Consider the following 13841-nt stretch of genomic DNA (forward strand, 5'->3'; position numbering starts at 1 on the left):
TTCCTCAGTGGTTGAACAGCGCCACCCCAGCCTCCGTATGTATGGGCGGCCCGTGCTCCCCCGCGCGGGCCACCCAGATGACGACGGGCCCGGTCGTCCCCGCCGGGCCCGCCCCATACGGAGGTTCCATGGCCGACAACGTCACCTCGTTGTTCCGCAGCACCGCGGCGCACAGCCCGTCGATGGCGGCGCTGACCCGCGAAGGCGGCGACGGGGGCGGTCCGGTGGACTTCTGTATCCCCTGCAATCCCTACTTCCCCACCCCGCAGATGTTCGACGAGATGTCGAACCGGCTGCGCGACATCATCACGTACTACCCGAGCAGCGCCGACACGATCACCGCCGAACTGTGCAACCTGCTCCAACTCCCGCCGCAGGCCGTCGCGATGGGCAACGGCTCCACCGAGCTCATCACCTGGATCGACCACCTGCTGGTCCGTGAGTCCCTCGCCGTCCCCGTCCCCACGTTCGGACGCTGGACCGACCAGCCGATGGAGACCGGCAAGCGGGTCGACATGTTCCCGCTCCAGGAGTCCAGCGGCTTCGCCCTCGACCTCGCCCAGTACGCCGAGTTCATCCGGGCGCGCGGCACCCGGGTCGCCGTGATCTGCAACCCGAACAACCCCGACGGCGGGTTCCTGCACAAGCACGCGCTGGTGCAGTTCATGGACGCGATGGCCGACCTGGACCTGGTCGTCATCGACGAGTCGTTCCTGGAGTTCGCCGACGCGGAGGTCGAGCCGAGCGTCGTGCAGGAGGCCATGCTGCGGCCCAACGTGGTCGTGCTGCGCAGCCTCGGCAAGAACTTCGGCCTGCACGGCATCCGCTTCGGCTACCTGGTCGCCAACCCGTCGCTGGCCGGGCGCGTGCGCTCGATGCTGCCCAAGTGGAACCTCAACTCCTTCGCCGAGCACGTGGTGTTCATGCTGAAGGAGCACGGCCCCGAGTACGCGCAGAGCCTGATGCAGGTGCGCCGGGACCGTCTGGAGATGGCCAGCCAGCTCTCCGCGCTGCCCGGCCTGACTGTTTACCCCTCGCAGGGGAACTTCCTCTTCGTGCGCCTCCCCGTGGGCGCCGAGGGCACCGTGGTCCGCGACCGGCTGCTCACCGAGCACCGGATCCTGGTCCGCGAGTGCGGCAACAAGATCGGCTCCTCCAGCCGCTTCCTGAGGCTCGTGGTGCGCCCCCAGGTGGACGTGCGTCGCCTGGTGTCCGGCCTGGAACAGGTGCTCTACGGGAACAGGAGGGGAGCCGCCGTGCCCGAGCTGAGCACCGGGACCAGCTACAGCTCGGGCACGGCGGCCGTGGACCGGCTGGTGGGAGCCACCAACGGGGCCGGTATGCCGGGCCTTGCCGCTCAGGCCGTCGGAGCCGGAATGCCGGGGCTGCCCGCAGCCGCGGCGGCCGGTTTCGGCGTCGGCATGTCGGCCCCGACCCCGTCCAACGGGGCGGGGGTGCCGCTGCCGGCGGCGGCCCAGGTCTTCCCCCAGACCGCCGCCCCGGCGCCGGCGCCGGCGCCGGTACCGGCGATGGCGCCCGCGATGTCTCCCATGGCCCCCGCTATGGCGCCGGCCATGGCCCCCGCGATGTCGCCCGTGCCGCCCCAGATGGCACCGGCGGCGATGGCGCCGGCCCCCATGGCACCGCCCCCCGCGCCCGCCCCGGCTGCCGCCGCTTCGATGACGCCCGCCGCCGCGCCGATGGCCCCGGGCCCGACGCCCCCCGGCGTCCCGGCCCGCGGCGGCCTGACCGCCGCCCAGGTCCGGGGCACCAACGGCCTCTCGCCCGCGGCGGCGACGGGCTGGCCGAACGCCCAGAGCTGGCCGAACGCGGCGGGGATGGGCCAGGCGGGCTAGCCGCTCCGCGGGGGAGCGTCCGGGGGGCGGGGGTGAGGCGTCCGCGCCCGGGTGTCGGCCCGTAACCGGGGGCTCCGCCCCCGGACCCCCGAGCCTTTGCCCACCCTGCCACCCGTCTCGGTGGGTCGAGAAGTAGCCGTCTTCACGCTTCACGTCGGGGGATTGACGAAGCTCCCGGCCGACTGGCTGTCGGCCGGGAGCTTCGTGTTCGTCACCTCAGGCGATGTCCAACTCGATGCCGAAGTGGTTCCTGACGTTCTCCGCCATGTCGTCGCCGGCCAGGCCGGGGATTCTGCGGTCCCACCAGGCCGTGCCACCCGGCACCGGGTGTCCGGCGTCGAGGAGCGCCCGGAACTTCGCGTCGATCCGCGCCACGTCGGCGGCGAACCACTCGATCTCCGGTGTGTCCCGGATGACGGGGTCGTCCAGGACACCTTGCAGGAAACGCCTCACCGAGAGCTGGTCCCGGTACTCGTAAAGCGTTCCGTCGTACCCCTCGCGGCAGTCGTCGACAAACGTCTCCCAAAGCTCCAGCACGCCGAACGGAGTGGACACCTGCCGACGTCCCGCTCGCTCGGCCATGTACCGGAACCTGTCGACGAATGCCTTCGTGTCAAGCGTCGGCTCCACTGGCGCATTCCTTCCGCCGAACCGAATTCACATTCATCAGCGGCGGTGGCCCCCGGTGGCGGCGAGAACGGTACGGCGCCCGATACGCACATCCGATGCCTCTGCCATGAACACGGCACCGCAGAAACGGCACCTGTCACTCAGCTGTCGATCCGGTAGGTGACGATTCGTCAAGTCTGTTGTAGACCGCGCGAACGGCTCCCCATTGGAACCCAAAGGGGAGCCGCTGGTGCCACGTTCGCCCAGGAAGGCGGTGGAGCCCGGCTACGTGAGATGCGAGACGAGATCTCGCGCAGCCGTGCGCACTGCGGGGTCAGGATCGTCCAGCAAGCCCTGGAAGACCCCGGCACCGGCCATGACAGCGTCCCGGCTCGCGGTCTCCCAGGCGATCTTCTCCTGGTACCCCTGCGTGTCCTTACTCGGCGCCAGACGTGCCGTGGTCTCCCACTCCCTGGTCGCGCAGATCTTGGAGACGAGCTCCAGGATCTCCGCACGATGGTGGACAGAGGGATCTCCGGCAAGCTCCACCAGGAACGGAACCACGTGGGGCGTCGCTTCCGACACGACGAAACCGAGATGGCACACACGGTCGCCGAGTTCGTCGAGGGCCGCGCTCACGGTCGCTTCGTCCCCCCAGGCCATTCTGGAAAGAAGTGGCGGGATGCCGCGAGCCGATCCGAGCGAGTCACGGAGACTCCCCCACGGAACCTTGGGGACCCTCTTCAGAATGCGCCCCAATGCCTACCCTCCGAACATGTCAGTGTCCTTGTCGACCGTCAGGGTGCGCATAGACCCGCTCCGCGAGGGTTGGCCTGAGGACGGAGCTCTCGTGGCAGAACAGGGACAGCTCCCCCGGAGGCTCTCCGGGGGAGCTGTCGTCTTATTTCGCCCGCCTGGAGCAGGCTGAGGATGATCAGCGCCGTGTACTCACGTCCTTCGACGGAGAACGATCTCATGGCCGCCCCGGGAACCGAATCCGGCCGGCGCCGATCAGGAGATCAGCTTGATCGCCTGCCAGCCGCCCGTGCCGACGACGGTGGGCGTGCCCACCCCGGTCCGCTGGCCCGGGAGCCATTCCAGGCCCGCCGTGGTGTTCGCCGTCGTCGTCCACAGGTCCGCGATGCCGTCGCCGTTCGTGTCGCCGGGGGCGGTGAACAGCGGGCGGGCCGTCGTGGTCCAACCGGTGGCGTGCGCCGTGCGGTTGCCGCCGGCGCCGAGCGAGGCCGGGTCGGTGCCGCCGTCCGGGACGCCGTCGCCGTCCGCGTCACCCGGGCTGCGGCCGTGGTACACCCACAGTCCGCCGCCGACGGTGTCACGGGCGAGCAGGTCGGTGAACCCGTCGCCGTCGACGTCGCCGGGAGAGGCCAGCTGCATCTTGCCCCAGCCGGCGCTGCCGATCATGTAGCCCGACTCGACGGTGCCGTACGCGTAGCCCGGCAGGAACCACAGCTGGTCGCCGATGACCGCGACGAAGTCCGGGTTGGACGACTCGCTGTCCGGTGTGATGTCACCGACCGAGACGATCTGCTTGATCGTCGCCGGGTCGATCGCCACCTCGGTCTCCGGGTCCGGGAAGACGTACACCTCCTGCTTGGTGTCGTCGGTGAACTCGCCCTGCCCGTTGTTCGGGTACAGCCACAGCTTGCCGTCGGGGCGGCGGGCCACCAGGTCCTCGTAGAAGTCCTCGGTCCAGTCGCCGCGGTGGGTCAGCAGGGAACCGCCCCAACCGCCGCCGGACGACAGCGGGATCATCGTCGCCACCTTGCCGGCGCCCGTACCGCCGTACAGGCGCAGGTTGTTGGCGCCGTCGACGGCGAACATGTCCGGCAGACCGTCGCCGTTGACGTCACCGGGCTTGTCCGTCACACCCGGGCTCTTCACATAGAACCGGTACGGGTAGACCGGGCCGGGGTTGCCGCCCGCGTCCACCATGCGCACGTACAGCGTGTGCGGTCCCGGGGTGAGCGGGGTGACGTCCGCCGTCGCCTTGCCGCCCTTGGCCGCGGGCTTCGCCGACACGTTCGGCGGAGTGCGGTCCAGGCCGTACAGGTACTCGGTGGTGTCCGCGACGCCGTTCGCGCCGAACTCGAACACGCCCTTGGTGCGGGACAGCGCGCCCTCGACCGGCTCCATGTCGGCCGTCGTCTCGGGGAACAGGTCGTCCTTGGAGTCGACGACGGGCATCACGGTCGGCGCGTTCGGGTCGAAGCCGAAGCGGCAGCCCGGCGCGCCCTTGGTCGGGGTCCAGTCGGAGGCGAAGTTCGCGTCCGCGGTGTCCTCGGCCTGCGCCTTCCAGCTGAACTGCCCGTTGCTCGCGCCGAGATGCTTCGCCAGCAGGTCCTTGCCCACGACCACGCGGGCCTGAGCGCCCTTGGAGTCACTGGACTTGACGGTGACCTTCACCCTCTTGTCGAAGATGATGCCGGGAGTGGTGTCGTGCTTGCCGGTCGCCCACAGGTGGAACTGGACGTTGACGCCGCCGCCGTCCGGGTCCCAGACCTGCGCGGTCAGCGTCACGTCCGTGTTGCCGAGGGTGACGTAGGACGAGCCGTTGCCGCACTCGGTGGCGCTCACCTTGGAGCTGGGGATGGTGTCCAGCGCCCAGGGGGCCTTCGGCGGACGGTTGTACTCGACGATCAGCTTGGCGTCCGGCTTGAACTTCTTCCAGCTGTACTCGTCCTTGTTGTCCTCCGCGCTCTGCGGGGCGCGCAGGCCGAAGGTGATGTTGGACCACTTGCTGGCCGCCGCCTTGACCGCCGCGTCCTTGGCGGCGAAGTCGACCGCCGCGTTGGCGCAGCCGAAGTCCTCGTTGCCGTGCGCGACGCTGCGGCTGTCCTGGCGCGTCGACCAGGACGGCTGCTTGTTCCAGGTGGTGGACGAACTGATGGAACCGGTCAGATACAGCTCGACCGGCTTCGGGGTGCAGGACCACGAGTGGGTCTCGGTGATCTGGAACTGCGCGTCGATCACCTTCACACCGGCAAGGAACTTGGAGCCGACGCGGAAGAAGGAGCGGGCCGTGCCGCCGGTCGAGGACTCGTAGCCGACGCGCGCCTCGCTCGTCGTGCCGCCGTCCCAGCCGGTGCCGTTCCAGTAACTGCTGTTCGGATGCGGCTTGTAGGCGATGGTCCAGGCCTCGCGCTTGCCGGTCATCCGAGGGTCGATGTAGACCGGGAACTCGGTGTCCGGTGCGTTCAGCAGCTTCTGATCGGGCGTCAGGACGATCTTCTCGTCGGAGACCCGGACGCCGACCTCGCTGCTCTTGGAGGTGAGCGGGGAGGGCTCGGTGTCGGCTTCTTCCGACGCGGTCGCCTTGGCTGAGACCTTGGCTGAGACCTTGGCTGAGGCCTTGGCCGGAGTCGGCGTGCCGGCGGCCGGCTCCTCCTCCGTGCCCGACGAGTCCCACATCCGGGCCGTGGAGGACGCGAACACCGTCTGCCCGGCCGCGTTCACCGCCCTCAGGGTGCCGGTCGCGGTGTCCTTGGTCAGCTCCAGGCCCTTGGTGCTCAACCCGAAGTCGATCTGCGCCAGTTCGTCGTTGTCGGCCGCCTCGGGCGTCTTCACGATCAGCGCCTGGCTGAAGCCGTCCACGCTGGCCTTCACCGCGAGGTCGACGCCCTGGAACACCTCCGGGTAGGTCGCCGTCGCCCCGTCGAGCACGGGCTCGGGCAGGGCCTTCGGCCAGGTCAGGGACAGTTCGCCGCCCTGGTCGGCGAGGGTCACCAGATGGGTGTCGCCGCCCGCGGAGAACGTGACGCGACCGGGCGCCGCCTTGGGCGAGATCCGGCCGGCGGCCTCGGTGAGCGTGGTGTCCACCGGGGTCCAGACGCCCTCGCGCTTCACGCGGACGGGCAGGGTGTGCTGGGTGGTGCGCAGGTTGCCGTTGGGCAGGGCGTGCGTCTCGCTGGTCTCGCTGCGGGCGGACACCACCTCCACGGGCTTGCCGCTCTCGGCCGCCTTCTGGAGTGCGCTCTCCTCGGCGTTCGCGGCCGCCTCGGTCGAGCCGGTGCCGGCCACCGAGGTCGGGTCGGCGTCGGCCGCGCCTGCCGTGAGCGGCATGAGCGGTGTCAGCCCGAGCGTCCCGCCGGCGAGCACCGCGACGAGCGCGGCCCGAACCGAGCGCCTGGTCGGGCGCTGTCTTCGGGATGTTTCTGGCATGGGCGAATCCCCCCGGAGTCGTTGCCGTGCGTACCCCTCGCGGGGTAGCGCTGCGCGCCCTTTCACGCGGGCCGCGAGGCCGAACAGTACACGCCACAAAGGCAATTCTTTGCCTACGCATGAGCAAAGTGGGGATTGTCGCATTGCCTTGGCTTTGCTTGTCAGGGTGATCGCAAGAGCCTACTGTCTGACCGTTCAACACTCGATCACACAGAGTGAGATCACACAGAGTGAGTAAGGGGGAGGTCCTTTAGTGGACCAAGTCATAAGACAGCTACGCTATTTCGGCCACTGGCACAGATCCGTTTCCCTGTTCGTGGGGCTCGTGCTCTTCGTCGGGCTCGTGCCCGACGACGCGAACGCCGCCGACGGAAGCACCCGGATCTCCGACGTGAAACGCGATCGATCCGTTCCCGGAAGCGACTTCGAAAAGAAGCGCCCGGCCACCCGGGACGACGCGCAGGGCGCCTTCAAGCCCGCGGCCGGAAAGATACCGTCCGGCACCTTCACGACACTGGTCACCGACAGTCGCGACAAGCTGCCGAAGCGCGCGCCGCTGACCACCGGCGCCACCACTCCGAGGGACACCACCGCCGTGCAGACCGGCATGGTGAAGGCCCGTCAGACCACCGCGACACCCGCCAAGAAGGCCCTGAACACCCAGGGCCTGGCACCCAGGAAGGCCGTCGCCGACGCCGGCACCGCCCTCCAGGTCCAGGTCAAGGACGAGACCGCCGCCCGCAAGGCCGGCGTCCAGGGCGTGCTGTTCACCGCCGCGCCCGCCACGAACGGCCTGGCTCCCGCCGCGTCCGGCTCCGTCGAACTGGAGCTGGACTACGCGTCGTTCAAGGACACTTACGGCGGTGACTGGGGCTCCCGGCTGCGCCTGTACAAGCTCCCGGCCTGTGCGTTGACCACGCCCGAGCTGGAGCAGTGCCGTACCCGCACCGCCCTGCCCGGCGCCAACGACCCGGCGGCGAAGACCGTTCGCGGCATGGCCGACCTGGCCGCCGCGCCCACCGTGTTCGCGGCGGCGGCCGAGGCCTCCGGGCCCGGCGGCAGCCACGCGGCCACCTCGCTGGCCCCGTCCGGTTCCTGGATGGCCGGCTCGTCCTCCGGCGGCTTCTCGTGGGCCTACCCGATCGAGGCGCCCGAGGTGCCCGGCGGCCCGCAGCCCGAGGTCGAACTGTCCTACTCCTCGCAGGCGGTGGACGGCCGCACCGCGTCCACCAACGCGCAGTCCTCCTGGATCGCCGAGGGCTGGGACTACGAACCGGGCTTCATCGAGCGCAAGTTCCGCTCCTGCTCGGACGACAAGGCCGCGATCGACGGGAAGAAGCCCAACAACACCGCCGACAGCGGCGACCTGTGCTGGGGCTCCGACCACGTCGTGATGTCGCTGGGCGGCAACACCACCGAACTCGTCAAGAAGGACGGCACCGACGAGTGGCGTCCCGCCGACGACGACGGCTCGCGCCTCCAGCGCAAGACCGGCGCGGTCAACGGCGCCAAGGACGGCGAGCACTGGGTCCTGACCACCACCGACGGCACCCAGTACCACTTCGGCCTGAACAAGCTGCCCGGCGCGCCGGACGGCACGGTCACCAACTCGGCGCTCACCGTGCCGGTGTTCGGCAACCACCCCGACGAGCCCTGCCACGCCACGGCGTTCATGGACTCCGACTGCGCCCAGGCCTACCGCTGGAACCTGGACTACGTGGTCGACCCGCTGGGTGACGCCATGACCCTGTGGTGGACCAAGTTCACCAACTACTACGGCCAGAACATGAAGGCCGACCAGCAGGCCCGCTACGACCGCAACGCGCAGCTCGCGCGCATCGACTACGGCCTGCGCTCCGACAAGCTGTTCGGCGTCCTGCCGGCCGGCCGCGTCGCCTTCACGCTGTCCGAACGGTGCATCCCGAGCACGGCGTTCGACTGCGCCGAGGCCAAGCGGACCACGGCCAACGCCAAGCACTGGCCGGACACCCCGCTGGACCAGGAGTGCGCGTCGGGCGCCAAGTGCACCGACAAGTTCTCCCCGACGTTCTGGACGACCAAGCGCCTGACGAAGATCAGCACCAGCGTGCTCGTCGGCGCCGCCCTGAAGCCGGTCGACTCCTGGACGCTGGACCAGTCCTACCCGCCCACCGGCGACGCCACCTCCCCGGCCCTGTGGCTGGAGTCGATCGCCCGCACCGGGCACGGCGCCGGCGGCACGGCGGACATGCCGAAGGTCACCTTCGCCGGCACCCAGCTGGACAACCGCGTCGACGGCGTTGAGGGCCTGCCGCCCTTCTCCCGCTACCGCGTCCACGCCATCGACACCGAGACCGGCGGCCGGATCGGCGTCACCTACTCGGCCAAGGACTGCCAGGCCCTGGAGCCGAAGCGGATGCCGGCCTCGCCGGAGTCCAACTCCATGCGCTGCTTCCCGCAGTTCTGGACGCCCAAGGGCGCGACGGCGCAGGTCAAGGACTGGTTCCACAAGTACGTCGTCACCCAGGTCAGCGAAGAGGACCTGGTCACCGACAGCCCCGCCAAGGTCACCTCGTACGAGTTCCTCGGCGGCGCGGCCTGGGGCTACGACGACAGCGAGTTCACCGAGAACAAGTACCGCACCTGGTCGCAGTACCGCGGCTACGAGCGGGTCCGCACCCGCCAGGGCGCGGGCGGTGACGTCAAGCAGCTCACCGAGCACCGCTACTTCCGCGGCCTGCACGGCGACAAGCTGCCCTCCGGCACGCGTGCGTCCGTCGTGGAGACCAGTGACGGCGCGAGCCACCAGGATCTGCCGCAGTACCAGGGGCAGTTGCTGGAGCAGATCACCTACGAGTCCGACGGCGGAGCCGTCGACTCGGCGACCGTCACCACCCCCTGGGCGGTGAAGACGGCCACCCGGACCCGGGCCGGAACCACGCCACTCGAGGCGTGGATGACCCGCCCGGAGACCGTCCGCAGCCGCGAGCGGGTCAAGGGCGAGACGTGGCGCACCACCACCGAGACCACCAAGTACGACGGCTACGGCCTGCCGTACCAGGTCGAGGAGAAGACGACCGGCGGCAAGGTCCGCTGTTCGACGGTGAGTTACGCCCGCAACACCACGGCGCACCTCATCGAGCTGGAGTCCCGCGAGAAGACCGCGCTCGGGGCCTGCGGCACCACGGGCGGCGAGGTCGTCGAGGACACCCGCACGCTCTACGACAACCTGGCCTTCGGCGCGGCCCCCACCAAGGGTCTGCCCACCGAGGTCCAGGAGATGAACGCGACCGGCGACGGTTACGTCACCATCGACAAGACCGAGTACGACATCCACGGCCGTGAGACCGCGACGTACGACGCGGACAACCGCAAGACGTGGATGGAGTACACGCCGGCCACCGTCGCGCGGCCGACCAAGCAGGTCTCGCACGACCCGCTCGGCTTCACCGAGACCACGGAGTTCGACGAGGTCCGCGGTCTGCCGAAGAAGGAGACCGACGCCAACGGCAAGTCGGCGACCATGGAGTACGACCCGCTGGGCCGGCTCCTGAAGGTCTGGGAGATCGACCGCGACCCGGCGACCCAGACGCCGACCGCCACGTACGACTACGCCGTCCGCCGCGACGGCCCGACGGTCGTCACCTCGCGGACGCTGAAGGACAACGGCCAGTACGCCGTGTCGTACGAGATCCTCGACGGCCTGCTGCGCGAGCGGCAGACGCAGGACGAGGCGGTCGGCGCGGGCCGGATCGTCAACGACACCTTCTACGACAGCGTCGGCCGGGTCTGGAAGGAGAACGACGGCTACTACAACTCCTCGGAGCCCGAGGCGAAGCTGCTCCAGGTCGGCGACCAGGACGTCCCGTCCCAGAACCGCACGACCTTCGACGGCCAGGGCCAGCCCACCGCGGAGATCACGTACTACCGCGGCACGGAGAAGCTCCGCACGACGACCGAACGCGACGGCGACGTCTCCACGACGATCCCGCCGAAGGGCGACACGGTCACGGCGGTCTTCGAGGACGCCGAGGGGCGTACGGAGCGGCTGCGGGAGTACACCAACGCCGAGCGTACGAAGTGGCGGGACACCGTCTACGAGTACGACGACCTCGACAACCTGCGGAAGGTGACCGCGCCGGGCGGCGCCGCCACCACGTTCGAGTACGACAAGCGCGGTCGCCAGACCGCGGTCACGGACCCCGACGGCGGGCGTGCCGAGACTCGGTACGACAACGCGGACAACGTGGTCGAGAGCATCGACCCGATGAAGCGGTCCCTGTTCACCACGTATGACGCGGGCGGCCGTCCGACCTCCCTGCGCGAGGGCAGCACCAGTGGCCCGAAGCGTGTGGAGTGGACGTACGACACCCTCGGCAAGGGGTTGCCCACGGCGCAGATCCGCTACGAGAACGGCCTCGAGTACCGGGAGGAGATCACCGAGTACGACAACGCCTACCGGGTGAAGTCGACGAAGACGGTGATCCCCGCCGAGGAGACCGGGCTGGGCGGTTCGTACGAGTACAAGTACGAGTACACCCCCACCGGCAAGCTGGCCTGGGTCGAGGTGCCGGGCCTGGGCGGGCTGGTGAACGAGAAGGTCGTCTTCCGTTACAACTCCGACGACCTGCCGATCTTCATGGGAGGCGCGTCCACGTACCTCGCGGGCGTCGACTACTCGGCCTTCGGCGAGGTCCTGAGCACGGACGCCGGCCCCGCCGGCAAGCAGGTCCACGGCTCTTACGTCTACGACGAGTTCACCCGCCGGCTCCAGACGGCCACCTTCGACCGCTCGGTCAACCCGGGCCGCATCAGCGAGACGCGGTACGGGTACGACGAGGCCGGCAACGTCACCAAGATCACCGACGTGCCCGGCAGCGCGGCTCCCGACGCGGGCAAGACGGACACGCAGTGCTTCGTCTACGACCAGCTCAGGCAGATGACCTCGGCCTGGACGTCGAAGGCGGCGGAGGACTGCACGGCGGCCCCGTCGAAGGACACGGTCGGCGGTCCGGACGCCTACTGGCAGTCGTTCGAGTACGACGAGGCGGGCAACCGCAAGAAGCTCGTCGAGCACGACCCGACGGGCGACACCGCGAAGGACGTGACCCGCACCTACCTGTACGGAAAGGAGGGCGTGGGCGGCCCGAACGCGCTGGCCGAGATCAAGTCGGTCGGTCCGCAGGGCGAGCGCCTGAACACCTTCTCCTACGACAAGGCCGGCAACACCGTCGGACGCCAGCACGGCGGCGCCAACCAGACGCTCGAGTACGACGTCGAGGGCAAGCTGCGCAAGGTGACCCAGCCGGTCGAGGGCGGCGGCACCAAGGCCACGTCGTACCTGTACGGCGCGGACGGCGACCGCCTCATCCGTACCGGCGCGGACGGCAGCCGCACGCTGTTCCTGGCCGACGCGGAGCTGACCGTCAACGCGGCCAACACGAGCGCGAAGGCGGAACGGTTCTACGGGAACCCTGACGGCTCGACGACGGTCCGTGCGACCGGCGGCGTCCGTCAGCTGATGATCGCCGACCACCACGGCACGTCCCACACGGTCGTGAACATGGCGGACCCGGCGATGGGTGTCACGCGGCGCAAGGCGATGCCGTTCGGCGAGGCGCGCGGGCAGCAGCCCACCGCCTGGCCGGGAGAGCGGGGCTTCGTCGGGGGCACGGTCGACAAGGACACGGGACTGACCCGCCTGGGCGTCCGTGACTACGACCCGGTGACGGGCCGGTTCATCCAGGTCGACCCCATGGTCGATTTCAGCAACCCGGCCACGATGAACCCGTACGGCTACAGCAACAACGCGCCGGCCACCTTCTCCGACCCGTCCGGAGCCTTCTTCCCGATCCTGATCGGTATCGCGGCCCGTATCGCCATCCAGGCGGCGATCCGCGCGGCGGCCCGTCGTGCGGCGATCATCGCGGCCCGCAAGGCGGCTCAGGCGGCGGCTCGTCGTGCCGCGGCCCTCGCTCGCAAGCGTGCGCTCGAGGCCGCGAAGCGTGCGGCGGCCAAGGCCCGCCGTGAGGCGGCGCGGAAGGCGGCGGCGGCCAAGCGCGCGGCGGCCAAGCGGGCTGCGGCCCGTGCGGCGGCCAAGCGGGCGGCGGCACGTCGCGCGGCGGCTCAGGCCCGTGCCCGCGCGGCACGTGCGGCGGCGAAGAAGGCGGCGGCGCGCCGGGCTGCGGCCCGCAAGGCGGCGGCCCGTCCGAAGCCGCGTGCCAAGCCCCGTTCCCAGCCGAAGCCGAGGCCGAAGCCGTCGCAGGTGAAGCGGGCGGTGAAGAAGGTCGCGAAGGAGGTCAAGGAGACCGTCAAGGAAGAGGTCCAGGGAGCGGCCTGCGAGTCCAACAGCTTCAAGCCCGGCACCCGGGTGCTGATGGCCGACGGGTCGACCAAGCCGATCGAGAAGGTCAAGGTCGGCGACAAGGTGGTCGCCACCGACCCGAGGACGGGCAAGACCTCGGTCCAGACGGCCACGGCGACGATCATCGGCAAGGGCACCAAGCGGCTGGTGAAGGTCACGCTGTCGGTCCACGAGGGCTCAGCCGAGCCGTCGCGGAACATGACGTTCACCGCCACCGCCGGTCACCCCTTCTGGGTTCCGTCCCTGAAGAAGTGGATCGACGTCGGTGAACTGAAGCCGGGCCAGTGGCTCCAGACGTCCTCGGGCACCTGGATCCAGGTCGGCGCGGTCGAGGCGTGGACGGCGAAGAAGGCGACGGTTCACAACCTGACCGTCACGGACGTCCACACGTACTACGTGCTGGCCGGGTCCACGCCGGTCCTCGCCCACAACTGCGGCCTGGCCGACGCGACGGATCTCGACCTGAGCGCTGCGGCCCTTCGGCCCATCCCGCCCAAGAAGGGCAAGCAGTGGCAGTACGACTTCCACCTGACCGAGGCGGGAAGGTCCCTGCAGAAGCACACCGACCCGACCTCGCGCACCCCTGGTCATATCGCCAAGTACGCTCCGTTCCTTCGGGGGGCCAACCGTCAGAACGACAAGCGGGCCCTGAACGACGGGGGCAGGGATCTGCTGGGCGAACTGCTGGGCAACCCGAACGCGACCCGAACCATCAGCCCGTCGACCGCGCACTACGGCAACGAGGTGCTCGAGATCACGGATGATGTGACGAAACGCGGTGCTCGATGGAGCATGCGCGGCGGTCGGGTCCAGTTCGAAGGTTGGCTATGAGGTCCTTCTCGGTCCAGGGGCAT

The 13841-nt window shown here is 69.8% G+C and carries 5 protein-coding genes; 2 read left to right on the plus strand and 3 right to left on the minus strand.

Translation table 11 applies throughout. The features are described from left to right. Positions 1-128: 128 nt before the first annotated feature. Entirely contained in the window at positions 129-1856 is a 1728-nt protein-coding gene (locus ACFYX4_RS03140; protein ID WP_389324870.1) for a pyridoxal phosphate-dependent aminotransferase, read from the plus strand. 216 nt (positions 1857-2072) lie between these two features. Here ACFYX4_RS03140 and ACFYX4_RS03145 read toward each other — a convergent pair whose 3' ends face one another. The 3 genes from ACFYX4_RS03145 to ACFYX4_RS03155 form a co-directional block, all read right to left on the minus strand. Continuing rightward, entirely contained in the window at positions 2073-2438 is a 366-nt protein-coding gene (locus ACFYX4_RS03145; protein ID WP_389324873.1) for a hypothetical protein, read from the minus strand. Positions 2439-2750: 312 nt separating this feature from the next. Next, positions 2751-3104: a hypothetical protein gene (locus ACFYX4_RS03150; RefSeq protein ID WP_389324876.1), complete on the minus strand. Its 354-nt coding sequence runs from the start codon at positions 3102-3104 to the stop codon at positions 2751-2753. 372 nt (positions 3105-3476) lie between these two features. Continuing rightward, positions 3477-6644, minus strand: a complete 3168-nt coding sequence (locus ACFYX4_RS03155) for a VCBS repeat-containing protein (protein WP_389324879.1) — start codon at positions 6642-6644, stop codon at positions 3477-3479. Between the two features lie 316 nt (positions 6645-6960). Between ACFYX4_RS03155 and ACFYX4_RS03160 the strand changes: the two genes are divergently transcribed. Beyond that, on the plus strand, positions 6961-13818 hold the full coding sequence (locus tag ACFYX4_RS03160) for a polymorphic toxin-type HINT domain-containing protein (protein WP_389324882.1): 6858 nt from the start codon (positions 6961-6963) through the stop codon (positions 13816-13818). Positions 13819-13841: the final 23 nt, after the last annotated feature.

The organism is Streptomyces sp. NPDC002328, from assembly GCF_042890065.1.
GTDB lineage: Bacteria > Actinomycetota > Actinomycetes > Streptomycetales > Streptomycetaceae > Streptomyces.

Coding starts and splice junctions, on each gene's coding strand:
- ACFYX4_RS03155 (WP_389324879.1), bottom strand. CDS start 6,644: ATGCCAGAAACATCCCGAAGACAGCGCCCGACCAGGCGCTCGGTTCGG.
- ACFYX4_RS03145 (WP_389324873.1), bottom strand. CDS start 2,438: ATGGCCGAGCGAGCGGGACGTCGGCAGGTGTCCACTCCGTTCGGCGTG.
- ACFYX4_RS03140 (WP_389324870.1), top strand. CDS start 129: ATGGCCGACAACGTCACCTCGTTGTTCCGCAGCACCGCGGCGCACAGC.